21 protein-coding genes are annotated in these 20,510 nt (G+C 44.0%); all 21 read right to left on the reverse strand.

Annotated features, from left to right (window positions below; genetic code table 11):
* Positions 1–2 precede the first annotated feature (2 nt).
* Positions 3–1,016, reverse strand: coding sequence for an iron ABC transporter permease (locus tag MKY63_RS25225; RefSeq protein ID WP_076143611.1), 1,014 nt, complete (start codon positions 1,014–1,016; stop codon positions 3–5).
* Positions 1,013–1,918 carry an iron ABC transporter permease gene (locus MKY63_RS25230; protein ID WP_339810193.1) on the reverse strand — a complete coding sequence of 302 codons (906 nt, stop codon included), beginning with the start codon at positions 1,916–1,918 and terminating at the stop codon, positions 1,013–1,015. The genes MKY63_RS25225 and MKY63_RS25230 overlap by 4 nt, the downstream gene beginning before the upstream one ends.
* A gap of 194 nt (positions 1,919–2,112) precedes the next feature.
* Positions 2,113–4,083, reverse strand: coding sequence for an AraC family transcriptional regulator (locus MKY63_RS25235; protein ID WP_339810196.1), 1,971 nt, complete (start codon positions 4,081–4,083; stop codon positions 2,113–2,115).
* Positions 4,084–4,495: 412 nt separating this feature from the next.
* Positions 4,496–4,771, reverse strand: coding sequence for a hypothetical protein (locus tag MKY63_RS25240; protein ID WP_036677015.1), 276 nt, complete (start codon positions 4,769–4,771; stop codon positions 4,496–4,498).
* 35 nt (positions 4,772–4,806) lie between these two features.
* A complete protein-coding gene (locus tag MKY63_RS25245; RefSeq protein ID WP_076143617.1) occupies positions 4,807–5,382 on the reverse strand; it encodes an NADAR family protein in 576 nt (191 codons plus the stop codon).
* 2 nt (positions 5,383–5,384) lie between these two features.
* On the reverse strand, positions 5,385–6,272 hold the full coding sequence (locus MKY63_RS25250) for an NUDIX domain-containing protein (RefSeq protein ID WP_076106699.1): 888 nt from the start codon (positions 6,270–6,272) through the stop codon (positions 5,385–5,387).
* A 26-nt stretch (positions 6,273–6,298) separates the two neighbouring features.
* Entirely contained in the window at positions 6,299–7,507 is a 1,209-nt protein-coding gene (locus MKY63_RS25255; RefSeq protein WP_339810198.1) for an AAA family ATPase, read from the reverse strand.
* Positions 7,504–8,184, reverse strand: a complete 681-nt coding sequence (pnuC, locus tag MKY63_RS25260; RefSeq protein ID WP_076213808.1) for a nicotinamide riboside transporter PnuC — start codon at positions 8,182–8,184, stop codon at positions 7,504–7,506. Before pnuC ends, MKY63_RS25255 begins: the two co-directional genes overlap by 4 nt.
* 385 nt (positions 8,185–8,569) lie before the next feature.
* Positions 8,570–8,974, reverse strand: a complete 405-nt coding sequence (locus tag MKY63_RS25265; RefSeq protein ID WP_051490973.1) for an NUDIX domain-containing protein — start codon at positions 8,972–8,974, stop codon at positions 8,570–8,572.
* Between the two features lie 81 nt (positions 8,975–9,055).
* Positions 9,056–9,364, reverse strand: coding sequence for a hypothetical protein (locus MKY63_RS25270; RefSeq protein ID WP_036677026.1), 309 nt, complete (start codon positions 9,362–9,364; stop codon positions 9,056–9,058).
* Between the two features lie 62 nt (positions 9,365–9,426).
* Positions 9,427–11,079, reverse strand: a complete 1,653-nt coding sequence (locus tag MKY63_RS25275; protein WP_036677029.1) for a DUF6138 family protein — start codon at positions 11,077–11,079, stop codon at positions 9,427–9,429.
* Between the two features lie 44 nt (positions 11,080–11,123).
* Entirely contained in the window at positions 11,124–12,050 is a 927-nt protein-coding gene (locus MKY63_RS25280; protein WP_036677031.1) for an ADP-ribosylglycohydrolase family protein, read from the reverse strand.
* Between the two features lie 304 nt (positions 12,051–12,354).
* Entirely contained in the window at positions 12,355–13,296 is a 942-nt protein-coding gene (locus MKY63_RS25285; protein WP_036677034.1) for an alpha/beta hydrolase, read from the reverse strand.
* 60 nt (positions 13,297–13,356) lie between these two features.
* A complete protein-coding gene (locus tag MKY63_RS25290; protein ID WP_036677037.1) occupies positions 13,357–14,409 on the reverse strand; it encodes an LLM class flavin-dependent oxidoreductase in 1,053 nt (350 codons plus the stop codon).
* A 64-nt stretch (positions 14,410–14,473) separates the two neighbouring features.
* The gene (locus MKY63_RS25295) at positions 14,474–15,343 is read right to left on the reverse strand and encodes an NAD(P)-dependent oxidoreductase (protein WP_036677038.1); all 870 of its coding nucleotides are present in this window, start codon (positions 15,341–15,343) and stop codon (positions 14,474–14,476) included.
* Positions 15,344–15,500: 157 nt separating this feature from the next.
* Positions 15,501–16,085: a TetR/AcrR family transcriptional regulator gene (locus MKY63_RS25300; protein WP_232061372.1), complete on the reverse strand. Its 585-nt coding sequence runs from the start codon at positions 16,083–16,085 to the stop codon at positions 15,501–15,503.
* Between the two features lie 295 nt (positions 16,086–16,380).
* Complete coding sequence (locus MKY63_RS25305; protein WP_036677041.1) at positions 16,381–17,139, reverse strand: ABC transporter permease; 759 nt, start codon at positions 17,137–17,139, stop codon at positions 16,381–16,383.
* Positions 17,136–17,909, reverse strand: coding sequence for an ABC transporter permease (locus tag MKY63_RS25310; RefSeq protein WP_036677043.1), 774 nt, complete (start codon positions 17,907–17,909; stop codon positions 17,136–17,138). The genes MKY63_RS25305 and MKY63_RS25310 overlap by 4 nt, the downstream gene beginning before the upstream one ends.
* Positions 17,906–18,619 carry an ATP-binding cassette domain-containing protein gene (locus MKY63_RS25315; protein WP_036677045.1) on the reverse strand — a complete coding sequence of 238 codons (714 nt, stop codon included), beginning with the start codon at positions 18,617–18,619 and terminating at the stop codon, positions 17,906–17,908. Before MKY63_RS25315 ends, MKY63_RS25310 begins: the two co-directional genes overlap by 4 nt.
* Positions 18,620–18,706: 87 nt before the next feature.
* Positions 18,707–19,723, reverse strand: a complete 1,017-nt coding sequence (locus MKY63_RS25320) for a HAMP domain-containing sensor histidine kinase (RefSeq protein WP_036677047.1) — start codon at positions 19,721–19,723, stop codon at positions 18,707–18,709.
* Positions 19,720–20,397 carry a response regulator transcription factor gene (locus MKY63_RS25325; RefSeq protein WP_036677049.1) on the reverse strand — a complete coding sequence of 226 codons (678 nt, stop codon included), beginning with the start codon at positions 20,395–20,397 and terminating at the stop codon, positions 19,720–19,722. The genes MKY63_RS25320 and MKY63_RS25325 overlap by 4 nt, the downstream gene beginning before the upstream one ends.
* Between the last annotated feature and the right edge of the window lie 113 nt (positions 20,398–20,510).

The raw sequence follows: 20,510 nt of genomic DNA on the forward strand, positions 1-20,510 counted from the left end.
TCCTAATTGGCCTTCGATAGTAAATAAAGAAAGTACGGAACACTGATGACCGTAATGACAATTCCCGTCGGCACATCTCCCCCCAGGCTAACCGTGCGCGTAATCGTGTCAGCAAGTACCACGACTAATCCCCCGGTCAGGCTGGCAGCGGGAACGAGCAATTTGTGATCGGGCCCGACCAGTTTTCTTGCCATATGCGGAGCGATCAAGCCAACGAAAAAGAAGCTTCCACCCACGGCCACACTGCCAGAGGATAAAGCAACCGCAGCGATCGACAACCCCAAAAACTGCCGCTTCACGGCAAGACCCAGCCCTACTGCCGTCTGATTGCCCAGATGGAGGGTGTTGAGTATGCGAGACTTGTAGAAAATATAGCCGAGTAAAATCAAGACCCATGGTCCCAGTACGGAGATATAGCGCCAATCAGCGCCCCATAAGCTTCCTGCCAGCCAGTGCAGCATGAAATCCATCTGCGAATCATTCAGCTTGAGTGTCAGGAAGGTGGTCAGCGCTTCATACCCGCTTCCGAGTGCGACCCCGGTTAAGATCAAACCGATTGGTGAGATATCTCGCCCACGGCGATACGATAATAAGAAGATTAATCCCGCCGCCAACAATCCGCCAACAAAGGCCAGTAGTGGCAGAGCAATAAAGGAGCCCTTTCCTGTTGATGCGATGAATACGACAAAGAACAGGACAAACAAACCTGATCCCGAACTAATCCCCAGCGTCCCCGGACTAGCCATGTCATTGCGCAGCAAACTCTGCATCACGACCCCAGACGCTCCCATTCCCAGACCTACCAAGATCGACAGTGTGATTCGTGGCAGGCGAAAATCGAACACGATCAGATTTTGCTTGTCTGTACCGTTTCCCAGGAGAACATTCAGAACTTCTAGCGGTGAAAGATTCATTTTGCCAGAATTCATGCTAATGACAGCAAACATAAGGATGAGCACCATAAGCACTATATTGACGATTATGCCCCTTTGCACCGTATAACGCTGCTTGATCATTCAGCTTCCCTCCTTTGCTTGCGAGCCAGGAAGAGAAAGTACGGCACACCAATGATAGAAAATATAATGCCAATCGGTGTTTCGAACGGCTTATTGATCAAGCGTCCAGCCAGATCGGCCGACAAGGTCAGCAACGCACCATATAGCGCAGCTGCCGGAATAATGTAACGATAGTCGACACCGATCATGTATCGCACAATATGTGGGGTAATCAGACCAACAAAACCGATGGGGCCAACTAAGACAACAGCCAATCCAGTCAGCACGAGCACGATAATCGTCGATAACCCCTTGACAAGTCCGCTACGAATACCGAGTCCACTTGCCACATCATCCCCCAAACTGAGCAGTGTAACAGAAGGAGATAGCATCAGCGCCAGCAGCACACCTCCAACAAATAGCGGTGAGATAATTAGCAATTCCCCCCACTTGACCCCCGCTGTACTGCCTGCCGTCCAAAATGCCAATGCTCGACCCAGGTTATAATTGATCGCTAAATACTGACTGAGTGCGCCAAATAGCATGGAGATGGACAGTCCTGCCAGTACCAGCCGCTGAGGCGTCATCCCGCGCTTGCCCAGTGACGCGATGAAATAAGTGATCCCGGTCGCGAGCGCTGCTCCCAGACAAGCAAACAGCATCATCTGCCCATACGAATAACCCGGCAGAAAGGCCAGGCAAAGAGCAATCGCGAATGCTGCCCCAGAGCTGATCCCCATCAGCCCGGAGTCGGCCAGCGGATTGCGCGTCGTTCCCTGCATAATAGCCCCACATACCGCAAGGCTGCACCCGACGATCAGATCGGCTACGGTACGCGGAAGACGTAGGGTTTGAATAATTTGATGCTCAGTGAGCGTTGGATCAAATCGGAAAATAGCCTCCCATGCAGTCGCTAACCTCATGTCGGCGGCACCGAAGCTAATCGACGCCGCCGACATGAGAACCGTTAATCCAAGCCCTACCACCATGTACATGGTGAAGTTCACCGCCCCACGGCGTTTTTGTTCAGGCTTGTTTTTCATTACGTTTTCCTTTCCTTACCTACTGACAGTCATATTTGTAAATTGGAGTACTTCTTAATACCTTGTCAAAACCCTTATTGAGGCATTGCCAGCAATTGTTTGATAATATGATCAATCAATGCACTGGAAGTCATTATATCCGTGGACCAAGATAGCGATGTACCCACCGTTATGATCCGGTTATGTTGCACAGCAGGTAGTGATTTCCAGACCGCATTATTAGTAGGAACTTCCGTATCTCCTATAGCGATTAGATAATCCCCTATGTAAGCAGCCAATACCTCCATAGAGATATCTCCCCAATATTTATCTGCGTCAATAATATCAGTTTGAACTTTTGATGGTGCCTTCATTTTAAGTTCATTATAAACAAGCTCGCCAACCGCATGTTTGGCTCCAGCGATGTAGTTACTTTTATCACTGAATTCCCCCATAGTAATCGTCACGTCTGAAAGACCTGCATTCTGAAGGGCTAACTTCGCTTCTTCGATTTTTCCGGCATAAGCACTCAAAACAGCCTTAGCCTCTTCCTGCTTGTTCAAAACATCGCCAATAAAATGTATACGCTCTTCTGTAGTCATATCACCATAAGGGACATAAATTGTTGGGGCAATTTTGGATAAATCTTCATAATTTTCATCACCCCATGCTAAAATGATCAGATCAGGCTCAAGAGTCATGACATCTTCCGGCTCCATAGCTATTTTAATGGAGTCTGTAATCTGGTTAGCAAAAACAGCCTCTTTCCCGTCCCTTGCTGCTCTCGCCACACCTAGAGGAGTTACACCCAGGGCTACCACATCACCCACTAAGTAATCGACTACAACACGCTGAGGGTTGTTAGGCACCTTAACGTCACCCTTTACTGTGGATATCGTTCTCGTCTGCGAGACTGCTTCTGAAGCTTTCGTCTCCGATACTTCCGGTTGTGTCGTCTGTTGTGTCTGTGCAGGGTTTGGATTTACCGTTCCCCCGTTATTCGATGGCGTTCCCGACGCACATGCCGACAATAACAGCATCAAGCTCATCGCCGCCGCCAAGATCATTTCTTTACTTCTAACTTTTCCAAACATGGTTGATTCCCCTTCTCTATAAGACTGGACTAGACCTGCTAGTTCCCTCTCATAGTAAAGAAAATGAGAATCATTATCAATACCATCAACCTGCATGGATAGTGCGTTTATATTCCGATAATCACTTGGTGTCATCTTGTAATACTTCTTAAACATCCGAAACAGATTTTTCTCATCTGCAAAACCAGATCCTGTTGCGATCTCTTTAATGGTTGCTTCTGTATGCTTCAAGTCATGGCAGGCAGCTTCAATCCTTCTCTGAATGAGGTACTCCTGTAAGCTCATGCCTTCCTTCTTTTTGAACAGCCGCGTCAATTGCCCGCCACTGATCCCAAACATATCGGCAATTTCTTGAAACATAATCGGCTGCATGTAATGTTTATCGAGGTATATCTTGGCAGAACAAGCCGGATCTGGCTGGAGATACCGAATCTCACCACTCTCAAAATCTCTGTAGACCCCATGAATCAATTGATATAGAAAACTTTTGGCCTGCAGCTGATCCATCGCCTTGCCGCGGTTCCAGCCATTCATCATCTGTTGAAACCAATCGAGTAGCAAGATAGGATTACTTGGTGTATAACCAAACTGTTGAACAAATGGGTTCACTTCCTCCAGTAATTGCTGCAGGTGCCTCTTGAAAAAAAGAGGTAATTCTGCTTTATAAAACACCATAAAGGTCTTCACATTCTCCCCTATAGGTGAAATACTGAGCAGGCTCCCCTTCCCTCCGTGAACTAAACCAAAGCGTTCCATTCCAAATGTGGTTTCATTCAGTTGAATTTGTGCTTCTCCTCCACATGCATAGATAAACATGCTACTAGGCATTTTATACTGCTCCAACGGGTATTGGGACGCTACATTCTGAAAACGCACGTCTATTAATGTAATGATCGAACGTGTCCAAATGTGGGCCATCGTATCGATCATCTCCGGTGTAAATACCTGGCTTGCTGCTGCTTCGTCTTGCATCTATCTGCGCTCCCTCATCTCACTTTTTCCATTTTATATATCACCTATCAATTGATATTGATTATCAATATCATAATTCATGAGGTAAGTATATCATCATTAAGTGACATTGGGGACAGGGGCCGAATAAATGTATAGAATCCTTATCTAGGATGCTTTCATGAACGGTCATCGTTGCATCAACCCCACCTTTAAACACAGATATCGTAAAAATGAACGTTTCAGCGGGCTTCCGCTTCGAGAAATTTAGAAGAACATCGAATCGGCAATCACAAGTTCTTGCCCTGAACAAAAGACAAGAACTTGTTCCAATAAAAAAAACCGCGCCCAGCGCGGCTTCCATTGAGACTATGTTCTTGTCCTCTGACCGAAGAATCGATTCTATAATCTCAGCAGAAGATATAGTTTACAGCTAAATATCACGAAGCAGTGAAGTATTAAGCTCCGCTCTCCCCAAGTAGCCGCTGCAGATAACGGGGCGGTTAATGATTTCATACATTTTTTTAAGATCGGAAATGTACTCTTGGCTCCAAGTTTCAAACGAATCGAATTCCGCCATAGATATTTGATGGTACTCCGGGGAGTCGGTTACCCCCGTTAGGACCTCATATGCATAAATATTGTCACCAAACTTTCCTACAGATTGGTATCTACCTGTTTTCAGGCGGATATAATCGGTATATCTCACGGTCTTCCCTCATCCTTTCATTGATTTCATCATGTCTATTTTCTTAATCTTGTATAAATCGAACTCCGCAGCAACTCGTCCCGCGCTTCCGTCAGTGCGAACCCCAGCAGATTTCTACCCCGCCATTTCACGGGATTCTCTGCATCTGGATTGGACTGACCCATGCCGATCCCCCAAATACGGTCCCGCGGGCTAGCCTCCACAAGGATGCGGTTCTTCGTCGAGTTAAGATAATCGTTAAGCTTCGGATTCTGCGAAAATTTAGCCAAGCTGGCTCTTTTGACGATACCGTAACATTCCTTATCCCAAATATCTTTGTCAAAGTTTTGGACCGCACGTCCAAAAGCCTTCATCTCTTTTGGGTGCTTAGCTTTAAGGATGGACTCCAGCATTTCGTCATCGCCGAACAACCTTGCCTTTTCGGCCATCATAAACTGCTCGGCGCATGAGTACTGCGTTCCCTCTACCGTGAACGGGCACATCCACCATTGGCTGAAGCAGCTTTTATCGACGCTCCCGCCCTTAGGCGGTGTATGTCCCCAAAAAAATACGAATTTGAACTTTTTTCCTTCGTTATATACTTTTCTTAACTCATCGATATTGTAAATCATCGTTAACCCTCCAAATTTCTCCGATATAAGCGGGATGGCCTATGCCCCGCATTTTCGGTATAATGATCGGTCTCCACTACAAGATCTGCAACTTTACGCCGGAAGGCCGCCTTCAACAGCTCTTTATCCATAATTACCTCATACACCTGCTGCAGTTCCGTCAAGGTAAAAAGCATCGGCATCAAGTGCAGTGCAATATCGGTATAATTCACTTTTCCCCGCAACCGATCAATCGCGCATGCTATGATCTTCGCATGGTCGAAGGCTAATCCGTCATTCGATACGATCTCATAATCCGTGCCAGTCGATGTAGTCTTCGCTGTCATAGTCCTTGCCACGACCGCCGAAAGTTCTTCTTCTTCACTGCTTAGTTTGAGTTCGTACTCCAGCGTCTTGATGTATCCGTCCTCAATCAGCTCTTTTTGCTCCCGCAGCGGCCGATAGGATACCTTGAACCAGGCGGCGTCTGCTGCATCATCTCCTGCCTTAAGCTCCAACTTGTCGCTGTTGATCAGAGCCATATAGCTGCAGCTTATCACCCAGGTTCGTGGGTCGCGCCCGATATCACTGAACGTATAAAGCTGTTCCAGATAAATGTCTTCCACACCGGTTTCCTCGCATAGTTCCCTTACTGCTGCCTGCTCAGTCGTCTCATTCGGCCGGACAAAACCGCCAGGCAGAGCCCATTTGCCCAAGAAGGGGTGAGCCCCCCGGCGAATAAGGAGGACGCGTAGCTCTTTTTCCGGCAGTTTGCGATAACTGTCAGCATCCTCTTCCGTCACAGTGAAAATAACCATATCCGTTGTCACTGAAGGCCGCTCGTAATCCCCTGCTCTGTATTGCTCCAAAAATTCGCGTTCCATAAGTCCATCCTTATCCAACAAATCCAAGTGGGTACGCCTCCTTTATATTTGATTTAACCGTTCAGCTCTCCGAAATAGTTTCCGTAGGGCTCGAACTTTGCCAACACTTCATCAACCTTGCGAATACGTTCCTCCAGGCTCCCCCGCAGCGTAATATAGGGGATCCGCCGCTCCTTCAAATCCGCGATAATCTGTTTATGAAACACATGCCGCTTCTGATCCCCACTGCGGTCCCACGTATCGTCGTAAGGAATATCGTCAGCGCATAGGAAGAACAGATCATAACGTTGCGCGTTCTCAAGAGCGATCCGGGTTAACAGCTCAGGGGCCCGGCCGTGGTAATCCAGGGCGAACATATACGTCGTGATCGCATTGGTATCGACGAACAGAACCCGGTTCGCCTCAAGTATTGCCTGTTCTTCGCGCTCGATATGACCCACCGCGATTTCATCGAACGCTTCCAAGCCGATTCGGCGGTCCACCTGATGTTCGGTCCAATAATCGCGTCCGTATTCGTTCGCGAACGTCGTGCAATATCGCCGTGCCAGCGCTTCGGTGATCGTCGACTTCCCCGTCGACATCGCTCCAACGAACACCACTTTCGTGATCAAATCCCGGTACACGATATCACTTACGAACTCCCTGTACTTATATGGATTGGAACGGACCATCGTCGCTGAGATCGGAACCCGCTCTCGGGCTTCATCCACCCGCCGGTCTATTGCACCCAAAGAGAGACTCATATGTTTGCCGTAGAACTCGCTCGAGTAAAAATGCGTTACTTGCTCTCCATTCAGCAAACCGAGTATATACTGTTCTTCCCGAATCTCATGCTCCCTGTCATCCGAATACCCGTCCGGACCGTCCCAAGCCTCGATTACCCGGACTTCCGGATAGAGCCTGCGAATCCAATTTGCCCGGACATGAAGCGGGATCGGGGTGACCGTCGTTTCGTAAATGACCAAGATCAATTCAGTTACTTGCTCTCCATTCAGCAAACCGAGTATATACTGTTCTTCCCGAATCTCATGCTCCCTGTCATCCGAATACCCGTCCGGACCGTCCCAAGCCTCGATTACCCGGACTTCCGGATAGAGCCTGCGAATCCAATTTGCCCGGACATGAAGCGGGATCGGGGTGACCGTCGTTTCGTAAATGACCAAGATCAATTCATCGACTTCTTGTAGTGCCGTCTCGATCATGAACTGATGGCCTTTATGCAGCGGGGCAAACTTCCCCAGTGTTAGTCCAAGCGTTTTCATGCCGCCACCTCCTTAGCCCCTTTATTCCAAATATAGTACCCGTATACTGCGTTGACCAGATACGCGCTCCACATCACGATCATCAGCAGGCCTTCTCCGCTACCCTCCAGCATACGAATCACCCACAATAGCACCGTAAAGAGATTTAGCACGATATAGACCAGCCATTGTTCCTTGAATCTTCTAACCATTAAGAAGGTCGCCCCAACAGACAGCACCGTCGTAGTAGCATCGATGTAAGGCGAGTTCTGTCCCGGAATGAACGAAAGACCAAATCCGAGGAGCAAGCAGCCGATTACACAGACCATCCCAACGAGGAGCAGTCTTCTAAGATCCATCTGCCTCATGGTCAGCCTACCGTCTTCTTGCCGATTACTTTTCCACATGTAGAAGCCAATGACATTCATTGGAACGAAGAATAGCAGATTGAGCATAACCTCTCCAAACAAACCGTTAATATAGGCCAAATAAGCGTAACCGACTGTATTGTACATGCCGAAAACATAGCTCATCAGGTTGCCCTTCGCCGCAAGCACCACGCATAACACCCCAGTAATAAAAACCGTAAATCCGAATAAAGAGTCCTTTGTTATCACCGTAAACCCGACAGCGATTGAGGTAAACAGTACCAACCACGTAATTTCGAACAGATTCCAGCTACCCGCCACCTTTTTCATCTTGCATCCCTCCGCTTTTTCGACTCATTCATAGAGTGAAAAACATAAGTTTTACTTAGTATCATTTTGTTAATAACATATTGTTACTATCAAAAATAACAGAAAATCCTGCGAAGGGCAAGTAAATTCTTCCTATTTCTACAGACAGGTACTTATTCATTTGTAATGGTTCGTTATAGGATCAAGCATAAGCCCTTTGCTCTAGGGATAATTGAACTCCTCGCCAGTAAGGTATGCGTTTGGAAGTCCAGAAGGCTTCTCAACAGAACTAACTTTAATTGTGTGAAAATAAAAGAAAACCCCTAATAAAAGGGGTTTCCTCCAATCTTGTTCAACTAACGTACCAATAGGTGAACTGTTTTTTTAGGTATGTATTTTATAATTCTCACTCTATAAGGTTTACTATTCCGTCTTTATACTTAAATAAATAATCACCCTCTTTTTCTAAGAGAACAGGTAAATATTGAGCTACCATTTCAGCAATTCCTAAATTACTTGGGTTCAATATCCAATCAATTTGTTTCCAATCGAGAATACCTTCTCTCGTTATTTGTATGGGCTGATTTCCTAAATTCTTATCTACTTCGAATAAGTACAGATACAATCCATCTTTTTCCTCGCCATTTTTATCCCAGGTAATGATACCTTTTGAATAGTATTTGCTTACTTTAATACCCGTTTCTTCTAATACTTCACGTTTTGCACCATCATCAGCATTTTCGCCTACTTCATTTTTACCGCCAACACCGTTCCACACGCCCATAATTGGTGGTTTTTCACGATTCAACATTAAGATACGGTCGTCACTCTTTAAAAAACACACATTATATTGAAACACGAAATCATCTCCACAATTAAATTGTGCACTACATCAGATAAACCCGTCTTCGGGTTCACCAACATCAAATCCTAATACTTTTGTCGCTTCCAATTTAAATCTCTCTATCCAAGAATTCCAATCACCATTACTCATCTGTGCATAAAATGATAATCCACTTGGCTCTACTGAGGCCACAATAAAAATATCATCATCTTCCTGCCCGAACCAATAAGGAATTCCATTTTTATATCCTATCCAACCTGGCATACTCTCATATATATTAGTTACTTTATCCCAGACTTCATCTGATAGGTAATACCATATATTTAGATTGCAATTTTGAGAGGTTAGGTTACTCATTTGTGTCCCTCCTTTAGCCAAGATCTATTTCAGATCCTAGCTTCACTTATCTCTATATAGCATCAGCAACTTATAAGAGTCAGCAGCTCTGATAGAATAACTCTAAGCTCATGCTCCGTCTGCTCTGACTTCACGGCTTTTTCCAGCTTTGCTCGACTTCCGAATATCCGGTATAGAACCTGCTCCCGTTCATATATTTCTTTAGGCGACACCTCTTGAAGCAACACTTCTGCTAGCTCGGCCCGATCGATCACGAAGTTTTTGACAGATCTTGCTTCCTCATTTCCTGCTAGCAGAATGTCTACTAGGACTGGTATAAGCTCAGCCTCTACACCGTGCGCATCAATAAAGGCCTCCGCATAGCCGTCTTGTATCATTTGGTGCTCCGTATCTACCATCTCCATATAACGAGAGATGAGTGAAAAATATTCCTTGCTATACAATCCTAATCCGAGTACAGCATAGGTACCAGGCATGACCGACTTTTCACCCGGATTTGTGTCCTTGTACCACGCAAAGGGCTCCATAGCAATATTCGCATACGCAGCTAGCTTAGGATATAGAGCCGGATATGCGAGTGCACCAGCAAAAAACTGATGAAGACCTGATTTAGCCATTTTTTTTAGAGGAAGATAGTTCTTTTGTTTGCTTTTAAGCTTCAGGTAATATTCCTTCGGAAATCCTTGCTGCAGCAATTCGGTAATGTGATCTAATGCTTCTCCATAAGCTGTTTCCTCCTCGGTCAAAATCCGGATTTCAATGCTCTGGGTTACATCATTATTATCAACTTCAACACGGGTTCCTTTATATACTGGAGTGAATTTCCCGCTTCCCCCCTGAATATACTCCGCTGCGCGTTTTGAACCAAGCTGGACAGCAAGTTTCAAATATTGTTCCCGGATGTCCGGTTTCGTTTTTCCAATTTGCAGAGCGGTATATACAAAAAAGGAAAGTTGATCTGCATTCGGATCCATAAGCGCCATATTCTCTTTAGGTATCCAATCCATTCTAAAGCTGCCTGTACGCACAAAATGGCGAGGAAGAAAAACATTCTGAATCCAATCATCCATAGCCGAAGTATACTGGCCAGTCCATTCGTCTAAGCGTCCCCTATTACTTCTGAGCTTGTCGGACAAACGCTCTATTAATGGGCCAACCGCATTCTCTTCCTGCTTCAAAAGATCAGGATTCATCAAGTGATGAGAAAAGAAAAACTGGTCATCAACACTCGGCAATACCGGAAGATCAGACATGATTTTGGATGTTATAAACTTCTGTAATGATTTGCGGAGTTCGTTCAGCTTCTCTTCGTTTACCAGATGCACGCAAAGCGTTAAGTCTTCGTCCTCCATTTCAAAGGAAAGTACGATCTGGAATCGGTAATCAAAAAAACGAGGACCTAGTTTATCTGATAAAAAAAGCTCCTCCACTCTCTTGCATAATGCCGGGTAAAGTTCAGATCTAATTAATTCATCCGTGAGCTCGGCGATATAAGGACCTGCTTCGATTTCATAAGAGCTGTCCGTCCAATCAAGCGGTTCTTCAACATCAATATGTATTTTTCCTTCACGCCAAGCTACTTGGAGATAATCCTTTATCCCAGCCTGAAGCTGACGATTGCCTATGAATTCATTTATTCTTATAGTCTCTTTGTTATATATGGTCATCATCTCGCTCCACACATCGTTTAAAAACCTCTGTACTGCTGCGTTCATTCCCACTCCTCCTCATAGTTAATGCTAATAGAACTTAGTACTCCTCATGCAGATTGAAGACGGAGCAGCAGTTGATCAACCAGATCTGTCTCTCGCAGCTGGTTGATCCAGCGCTGAGGGATATGCTCATAGCCATATCGGATTCCGGCAAGACCGCCTGTGATACAGGCCGTTGTATCCGTGTCGTTGCCTAAGGCAACTGCTCGTTTGACGGCATTTTCGTAGGAAGTGCAGGTTTGGAGGATCATACATGCACTGAACAAGGAATCCACGACATAACCAGATCCTTCGCCATAGAATACTTTATCAGGCTGAATGTTCTCTTCAAGCTCCCGTTCATGCTCAGGCATCTGCTGGTAGATCTTTCGAAGCTTGCTAAGAGCAGTTCGGTAGCACAGATTGAAGTCTTGCTTTTGCAACAGTTCACGTGCAATTAACACATACAAGGCACAACATACCTGATTACAGATATGTCCATGAGTTACAAGGCATTGAGTATGTGCGTTTTGAACGAGCTGCTCGTCTGTTCCTTTATGCCACAAGGCAAGTGGTAGCACGCGCATCAGCGCTCCATTCCCTTTCCCATCAGGAACCGTATTGCCACTCTCGTAAGGGGACATTCCATGGTAATAAGTAGTCAGCGTACGACTGGTTTGTATCCCAATATCAAAAACTTGTTGGGCTACTGCCCATCTACCTTCGTGATACCAATCGACCAATTTGTCTGCAAAATCAGTTAGCTCCAGTGTACCTTTATCGATCAGACTCTCCAGCAGACATAGTGCCTGCGCACCATCATCCGACCAGGTGCCTGCAGGGACATCTCGGTAGGTGGGCTGAAAGCCCACAGGAGGAGTAAACTCAATATGCTTCAGAGGTGGGAGCTGCTCCGCTGATCTGAATTCATAGGGGACACCAAGAGCATCTCCAATCAATAAGCCGTAAAGCCCACCCTTAATTTTATCCCACATGTTGTATTCTCCTTATCACTAGATATAATTTGGATCAAGTTGCCTACAAATATATAAGCCTACCCTATCAATATTTAAACTGTTTTGCATCATCTAAATAAAAATTGAAAAAATAAGCTTCCAATGAACAATACGATAGTAATCTAAGCCTATTTTGAAATCAATACATAACAAAAGATGAGGCTGTTTTTAAAAATCAACAACCTCATCTTTTTTATGAATCTTTCCCGAATAATTACGTGTCTCTACTTAAATAACCAATCAAGTTTTTCTGCGTATTCGCAATTTACTTTAGTCCCAGTAATTAGTTAGGGTGAAGTGCCCGGGCCATCGCATCCATATAGCCCTGAACAGCGCGCTGACTCACTTCTGTTTCTGGAGCGAAAATTTCGAAAAGGTGAAAACAACCAGGATACAGGTGGAATTCAACATCTACACCTGCTTGTGCAAGTCGTGCCACATACTCCATTGTCTCGTCTCGGAATAGATCGAGCTGACCTATACAAGTATAGGCTGGCGGCAAACCTGCCAAGTTCTCCGCTCTCGAGGGTACTGCATAAGTAGATTCTCCTCTGCCAACGCTCTCCTCGCCCAGGTACATGTTCCAAGCTGCTATGTTGTCTGTTCGGTTCCAGATTGCGCCTGCTTCTGTGATCTCATGACTGGACGGTGTGATGTTACGGTTGTCAAGCATCGGATATAATGGCATTTGGAAAATAAGAGATGGTCCTCCTTTATCACGCGCCATCAGCGCGAGCGCTGCTGTCAGTCCGCCGCCACCGCTAGCACCGGCAATTGCAACCCGATTCACATCAATGCCAAGCAAGGCTGCCTCCTCCGTCATCCATACCAATCCAGCATAACAATCTTCGATCGCCGCCGGATAAGGATGCTCGGGAGCAAGCCTATAATCAACCGATACGACAATACATTCAGCTGTCTGAACAAAACGTTCGCATAATTCGTCGTCCATATCCGGATGTCCTAACACGTATCCGCCCCCGTGAATCCATAGCATGGCAGGTAACAAGTCATTCGTTCGCCCGGCAGGTTCATAAATTTTCACCAGCATCTCGCCTCCATCCCTCGGGATTTTGCGACTGGTTGTGTTTACATGCTCTGATCCTTTCACGGATGCAGCTGACACTAAGCTCCTGCTCCACTCTAAATTCTTCTCCAATTCAAACCCAGGAAATTGTGAATAAACCTCTCTTAATTCTGGTAGTATACGTGTTTCATTACTCATGATAATCCCTCCAAATAAAATAATGAATTCGTTCGTTTACGTTTTATTCATAGATAATCCTTATCCCATTTGAGCTTCCCACTTGGCAATTTCCTCTCGTACTCGCGGCGCAACCTCTGTACCGAGCAGTTCTATAGCCCGCATAACCAACTCATGCGGCATCGTACTTAAGGGAACATACATCATGAATCGTGTAATCCCTACATGCTTACGCAGATGGATAATTTTTTGGGCGACTGTTTCCGGATCCCCTACATACAGCGCACCATCAAAGCGTCGGGCAGCATCATAGCTGGAACGATCATAGTACGCCCACCCCCGTTCTTTACCGAGCTTATTCATACCGTACTGGGTAGACGGAAAAAAGAGTTCTGCCGCCTGTTCCGTATCTTCTGCAACAAATCCAATGGAATGTGAACCTACCTGAAGCCGCGAAACATCATGTCCGGCATGAGCTGCCGCCTTTTTATACAGTTGTACAAGCGGCGCAAAATTGGTTGGGTTTCCACCGATAATCGCCAGGACTAATGGCAGACCCAGAAGTCCTGCACGTACGGCAGACTCCTGAGTACCGCCGCTACCAATCCATACGGGTAAAGAGTGCTGAACAGGGCGCGGGTATACACCCAGATTATTTATCGCTGATCGATGTCCTCCACTCCATGTTACTTTCTCAGATTCCCGTATTTTCAGAAGCAGCTCAATGTTTTCATTAAATAAATCCTCATAGTCATGCAGGTCATAACCAAAAAGCGGAAAAGATTCAACAAAGGAACCCCGGCCCGCTATAATCTCGGCACGTCCATTGGATAAGCCGTCCAGCGTGGCAAAATCCTGAAACACACGGACAGGATCAGCTGATGAAAGGACCGTCACAGCACTCGTCAATCGAATCCGCTTTGTTAGGGGGGCCGCAGCAGATAACACCACTGCTGGTGATGAAGCTGCATAATCTTCACGATGATGTTCACCTATGCCAAACACATCTAGTCCTACCTGATCCGCAAGGACGATTTCTTCGACGACTTCACGTAATCGTTGTGCGTGACTCATCACAACTCCGGTCTCAGTATCTGGCTTTGTTTCTATGAACGAAGTAACACCTATTTCCATAGTTAATCTCTCCTTATATTTTCTCTTGCAATTTGTCCGACATCATCGGTGACAACCCAATTTCTTAAGAAGAATGCTCAAGACAACGGATTAAAGCCGTCCAATCCAACTCACCATAACCATTGGCAATTCCTTCAGACAAGTGATGGTGGATAAGCTGACCTAAAGGTAGAGGAGTTTGAACGGACTTCGCTGCCTCAATAGCCAATGCAACATCTTTTAACCCAAGCTTCATTTTAAAACCGGCCGGTTCAAAGCGCTGTTCGCTCATGATCGCTCCATAGTTCTGATATATTGGAGACTGAAAAAGAGCATTTACAACATTCATAAATTGGGACGAATCAATACCGTGCTTTTCTACCATTAGCTGCACTTCCGACAAAGCTTCCAGCATTGAAGCAATTAGAAAGTTAACGCCAATTTTTACAACGTTCCCTTCTTCGCCGTGATCCCCAATCTCTACTATCTCTTGACTCATTGCTGTTAAAACGGGAAGTACCCGTTGTCTTGCTTGTTCCGGACCAGCTAAAATAATACGCAATTTAGCTTCTTTAGCGGCATCTGGGCGCCCCATCACCGTGGCAGACACAAAGTGTTGCTTTCGCTCCGCATGCGAGACGGATAATTTTCGAGCCAGATCTACGCTGATTGTACTGGCAGATATGTGAATTCCATTTTCCGATAATCCATTCAGTACACCATTCGGTCCCTCGACGACCTCCTTCAAAGCAGCATCATCAGAAAGCATGGTAATTACAAGATTGCTTTCTTTCACTGCCTCTAGCGGTGTTTTGGCATATCGTGCTCCCTGTTTCATTAAGGGTTCAACTTTTTCAGGGGTCCGATTAAAGATGACTAATTCATAACCCGCTTTCAATAGATTTTGGGCCATTGGGAGCCCCATATTTCCAAGCCCAATAAACGATACTTTCATTAGACACCTCTCCTTATTTTGATGGAATTCTGAATAACGGAATGATTGTTCCGAAATAATCAAAAAAAATATAGTCTAACATATACTCTTCAATTATCACCTTCATAATATGGGAAACATGATGACGGAACGATCGTTCCAAAATAATTAAAAAAAATTAGATTCCTGCAATTACAAAGCTAATCATCTCTTTTGCACGTTCCGGGTGCTGATCTGCTTTGGCCATAATATTTATGCTTTGATGTAAATTCAGCAATAAATAAGATAACACTTTGATATCAGTCGTTTTATCAATTTCTCCCCGTTGCTGGCCCTTTTCTAAAAGGTCACAAAAAGCTTGCTCTAATTCCAAAAAACTAGTCTTTATCAACTCATTAATTTTTTCATCTGGCGACTCCAATGTTGTAGCTACATTCGTAACAAAACATCCGCCCGGCAGGCTGGTATCGTATGCTGAAGCAATGTGATACTCAAAAAATTGAAGAATTCCATCTCTAACGCTTGATGCCTGTTCAAGAATAGCCTGCTTATTGAAATTCCCCTTTTTATAATGCTCAAGGGCATCTGTATACAAGGTTTGCTTGTCGGAAAACGTATCGTAAAGGCTGGATCTGCTAATGCCCATCACTTCTAGTAAATCTGGTATGCTAGCCGCTTCGTATCCTTTTTTCCAAAACAACAGCATGGCTTGATGCAGCGCTTGATCTTTGTTAAATTCTTTTGTCCTAGCGATAAGTAACACCTCCCGTCATTGAAATATAACATATCTGAACTGATCAGTCCAGAAAAAAGTGAGCAGAACTTTCGCTCATGATTCTTTGCGATATTTGTACGTTTATTTTCTATTATTAAAACTCCTAGGCAATGTCATTAATCCAGACTATTCTTTTGATTTATAAAATAAACGGACACTCATATTGGTGTCCGTTCTTAGATGAAATACTTATTCATTGAATTGCTCAAAAACATCTTTTATTCAAACATTAATGTTTGTTGCATATTGATCTAGTTAAATGATCATATCAGCTAGTTCAGAGTTAGGCATCTCGTTTACGGTAAAATACAATGGCTGCTGTAATAAAGACCAGTGTCCATAACATGGAAATACCTGTCCCTTCCATTGGTGTAAGGACATTTATTTCATCGGAGGAAGGCGGCATAAACATATAATAACCTGCTGTATCTGGAAAAAAATATTTAGTATTGTGTAGAAAATCTTTCGACAATGGACTGACAATGAAGTAATAGCCAAGCAGTACCACTAAAGCAGGAGTAGTTCGTCTTAATAAAGCACCTATAGCTGCACTGAGAAGTGTGGTTAAAGTTAGATAGCCTGTTGCACCTGCTAATGATTTTATCATTTCGTCTATTTCAATCACTACTGCTGTGTCTTTCATCATGATAAAGGTATATAGCACACCTGATGCAGTAGTAATAGACGCCGCAGGAATGGTTATAATGGCCAAGGCCAAATACTTCGTGGATAATTGAAACCCTCGCCAAGGTATCGTAGTTAAAGTAGTTCGAATCTGTCCCCCTGTATACTCCGAACAAGTAGTTAATATACCAAGAATAATAAACCCTGCTTGAAGATATCCCATAGAAGAAAGTCCTGTATTCAGTATATTTTGCGTTCCTGCTGCCTCTTGTAGATCAACAGAAGTAAAAGCTGCGGCTAAACCTAAATTAAGTATGAATGTAACCATAAGAGTGAGCCCTATCAATGGTAATGTAACTAATTTATCCAGTTCAGCACCAAGGATTTGTGTTATCTTTCTACTAGATGAGACACTCATGCTGCAACGTCCCTCCTATGGAATACAATAGCTGCAACAATGAAAACAACGACTACCCAGGCAAACATGACTAAACCGCCTGTGAAGGGGGTGTGAAACCCGTCGAATAAACTGCCTGTGGACGTGTTGTCCGTAAACATAAACATTTCAGCGCCAGCCCTATCTGGTAAGTAAAACGCCAACTTTGTAACCCTATACAACAGGACACTAAATGATACAACGGATGAATTTATTATGAGCACAGCAAGCGGGATGATGCCATTCTTAGTTAGAAAAGTAATCCCAAGTGCTAGAAGAGCAGTAAATGTCCAGTAACAAACTGCACCGATAAGTCTGGACCATTCAAATGCAGGGGCATATTCACCAAGAATAAGATGCGTTGCTGACACAGTTGTCATAATAGCAGCAATACAAAGCAGTATGCTGATCACAGTCACAGCACCTGCTTTTGCCAGCAAAAAATGAATTCGGGATGAAACAACAGTTAAACTCGTTGTAATCTGTTGTCCTCCACCAGATTCACTGCTCTCTGTCAAATACTCACTGCTAACAGCTAGCACACCAAGAATAATAACACCTTGCACACCAAGAGCTAACCCGATATAGCCAACTTCCGATAGCCGTGTGCTAACTCCAGCTATAATCTCCTCTTTTTGTGCTATGCTGTCCAAAGCAGCAATGGCCGCCGGAGCAAATGCTCCAATAAGTAAGGCTAGCCAAATGCCTGGCAGGGAGATCAATTTAGATAGTTCCGCGTTGAATGCCCTCATACAACATCACCTGCATTTTCAGATGTCAGGGCAAAAAAGGCTTCCTCCAGCGTGGAATAGTTACCTATTACTTCTTCCAAAGTTCCATCTGCAACGATGGTTCCATGCTTAATAATCACCACATCATCAACGGTCTCTGCAAGCTCTCCCATTAGATGACTGGATAATAACACCGTATTTCCAGACTTAGCACGTTCACGTAAAAATGTCCGAATCCAACGAATTCCTTCTGGGTCGAGCCCGTTTACAGGCTCATCTAAAATCAATATTTTTGGATCACCAAGCAGCGCAGCTGCAATTCCAAGTCTTCTCCCCATACCAAGAGAATACTTCCCAACTCTTTTTCCAGCGGCATTAGTAAGACCTACTATTTCCAAAACTTCCTCGACACGTGAGTTAGACAATCCTGCGGCACGAGCAATCCAACGCAAGTGTGCCCGTCCTGTTCGCATACGATGAGCTCCAAATCCATCAAGTGCAGCACCTACTGTTGCTAGAGGATTATGTAGTTCTGCGAATGGCTTTCCATTGATTAGGGCACTCCCTGAGGTGGCACGATCTAACCCAAGCAGGATACGAAGCGTAGAGCTTTTACCTGCCCCATTTGGACCTAAAAAACCAGTTACTCTACCAGGTCTAGCTTTAAAACTGATACCTGATAAGATTTCCACAGTTCCGCGATGTTTGACTAAGTTATTAATTGTAAGCAACCATAACACTTCCCTTCTGTTATGGTTCTAATTATAAAGAAGCAAAGTTACATCTCGGTTATCCTGCTATTTACTTCTGGGTTAACTTTAGGTTAAGCTCTCTCTACCAATAGCTACTCTTGTGCCATCTTCATTTGATGTAAAGTCAGCTTTCAGTTTCATTTTTTTTAACATATAATTTGAAGTCGATAAACCAATCCCCGCCCCACGCTCATAGGAAGAGTTATCCATACCTGGACCTCTGTCTGCAACAATGATCTGTTCTTTTTCTACATCAACCCCAATGCTTACATATTTCCCCTCTGCTGCATGTCGAAGAATATTCTGAAATAAATTATCAAGAACCCGTGTCATCCATTTAGGATCTACTTCCCAATAAAAAGTCGCCTCTGTCGGTAAATCAACCTCGATCTGGATTTCTTTTTCTTCAAATACAGGATACCACGCAGCAACAGATGCTCTTACTAAACGTCCAATATCTGTTGAAATGGGCTCAAAAGGATGTTTTCCTGATGTAAGCAATGTATAGGAAAGTAAATCATCCATTAGATCTCCGACTCTAGTAATCGTATGGTTCATCTCTGATAATGAGTTTTGTCCTTCTAGACTCAATGATTCTTTATTTAATCGGGTGACATGTCCTCTCAAAATGGTAAGCGGTGTTCGTAAGTCGTGAGATAAATTCGCGATGAGTCGATGTCGTAACAATTCCTCTTCATGTTCTCGCTTGCGACTGTCTTCAAGCTGTTGAATCATCCAATTAAAAGAACTGCCTAACTGGTCTATTTCATCCATACGATCACTTTGAACAACTATTGGTTTAGGAAATGAATTATGATTAGCGGAAAATGACATGACATCCTGTAAGCGGTTAAGACGTTTACGAAGTCTCAAGAAGAAAATCCAAGAGATTACCACAAATGCGACAATAATAAAACCAAACAAAAGAAGTACAACGTAAAAATAATTTAACTTATTCAGCTCTTCTTCATTAAAAGGAGACTCAATGAACGCAGATAAGAAAATAAGTATGATCGGAGGTAAAAAGATAAATAGAAAATGTCCTTTTAGAAAACGACGAAATAATGATTTAGTCTGTTTCATAGTTTCACCCGATAGCCTATTCCCTTCAACGTTTCAATAATCTCTGGGGAGTCTGGATGACGTTCCAGCTTTTGACGCAGTCGATGGATATGTACCATTAATGTTTTATCACCTGTTATATAAGCTTCTTCCCAGATGGCTTCATAGATTTGTTCTTTTGGTAAAACTTGATTAGGATGGCGTAAGAAGTACATTAAAATATGATGTTGTTTCCCTGTCAATATAATTTCTTCTCCTGTGTGTTTGTCAAATACCATTTGAACTTCTGGATCTACTTCAATATATTTCCCTAATGAAATACGTTCGGAATGTGTTCCGCCCTTTCGACGGATTAATACTTCTAATCTAGCAACTAATTCATCCGTATGGAATGGTTTCGTTAAATAGTCATCAGCAAATTGTAACCCTTCTACCTTATCATCTATCGATGTTCGAGCAGTTAACAACAAAATTGGAACAACAGGAGCTGCCTTTTTTAATCGTTTTCCCACAGTAAATCCATCTAAACCGGGTAACATGATATCCAAAATAACGATTTCATGCTGATTCACTTCTTTTTCAGCTCCTTCACCAGAAAGTAGCCATTGTACTGAAAATCCTCGTTGTTCCAATTCTTCCTTTACCCAACTGCCTATCTTCTCATTATCTTCAATATATAACACGTTTCTTTTCAAGTAACTTCCCTCTCTCTAAATCGAGTTCACTATTAGACAGATTAACACAATCTAAAGAATTGTTTCCAGTTAAGACAATTATATAGTTCGTGCGGACTTTCACTTTCAAGTTA

It is taken from the genome of Paenibacillus sp. FSL R7-0189 (genome assembly GCF_037969925.1).
In the GTDB taxonomy this organism is placed as follows: domain Bacteria; phylum Bacillota; class Bacilli; order Paenibacillales; family Paenibacillaceae; genus Paenibacillus_AQ; species Paenibacillus_AQ odorifer.

What these genes read in the sequence shown, in the direction of transcription:
- MKY63_RS25265 (WP_051490973.1), bottom strand. Translation starts at nt 8,974, where the DNA reads ATGTTGAATCGTGAAAAACCACCAATTATGGGCGTGTGGAACGGTGTT.
- MKY63_RS25310 (WP_036677043.1), bottom strand. Translation starts at nt 17,909, where the DNA reads ATGAGGGCATTCAACGCGGAACTATCTAAATTGATCTCCCTGCCAGGC.
- MKY63_RS25290 (WP_036677037.1), bottom strand. Translation starts at nt 14,409, where the DNA reads ATGGAAATAGGTGTTACTTCGTTCATAGAAACAAAGCCAGATACTGAG.
- MKY63_RS25255 (WP_339810198.1), bottom strand. Translation starts at nt 7,507, where the DNA reads ATGAAAACGCTTGGACTAACACTGGGGAAGTTTGCCCCGCTGCATAAA.
- MKY63_RS25230 (WP_339810193.1), bottom strand. Translation starts at nt 1,918, where the DNA reads ATGAGGTTAGCGACTGCATGGGAGGCTATTTTCCGATTTGATCCAACG.
- MKY63_RS25275 (WP_036677029.1), bottom strand. Translation starts at nt 11,079, where the DNA reads ATGAACGCAGCAGTACAGAGGTTTTTAAACGATGTGTGGAGCGAGATG.
- MKY63_RS25235 (WP_339810196.1), bottom strand. Translation starts at nt 4,083, where the DNA reads ATGCAAGACGAAGCAGCAGCAAGCCAGGTATTTACACCGGAGATGATC.
- MKY63_RS25305 (WP_036677041.1), bottom strand. Translation starts at nt 17,139, where the DNA reads ATGAGTGTCTCATCTAGTAGAAAGATAACACAAATCCTTGGTGCTGAA.
- MKY63_RS25295 (WP_036677038.1), bottom strand. Translation starts at nt 15,343, where the DNA reads ATGAAAGTATCGTTTATTGGGCTTGGAAATATGGGGCTCCCAATGGCC.
- MKY63_RS25280 (WP_036677031.1), bottom strand. Translation starts at nt 12,050, where the DNA reads ATGTGGGATAAAATTAAGGGTGGGCTTTACGGCTTATTGATTGGAGAT.
- MKY63_RS25320 (WP_036677047.1), bottom strand. Translation starts at nt 19,723, where the DNA reads ATGAAACAGACTAAATCATTATTTCGTCGTTTTCTAAAAGGACATTTT.
- MKY63_RS25245 (WP_076143617.1), bottom strand. Translation starts at nt 5,382, where the DNA reads ATGATTTACAATATCGATGAGTTAAGAAAAGTATATAACGAAGGAAAA.
- MKY63_RS25225 (WP_076143611.1), bottom strand. Translation starts at nt 1,016, where the DNA reads ATGATCAAGCAGCGTTATACGGTGCAAAGGGGCATAATCGTCAATATA.
- MKY63_RS25270 (WP_036677026.1), bottom strand. Translation starts at nt 9,364, where the DNA reads ATGAGTAACCTAACCTCTCAAAATTGCAATCTAAATATATGGTATTAC.
- MKY63_RS25285 (WP_036677034.1), bottom strand. Translation starts at nt 13,296, where the DNA reads ATGAGTAATGAAACACGTATACTACCAGAATTAAGAGAGGTTTATTCA.
- pnuC (WP_076213808.1), bottom strand. Translation starts at nt 8,184, where the DNA reads ATGAAAAAGGTGGCGGGTAGCTGGAATCTGTTCGAAATTACGTGGTTG.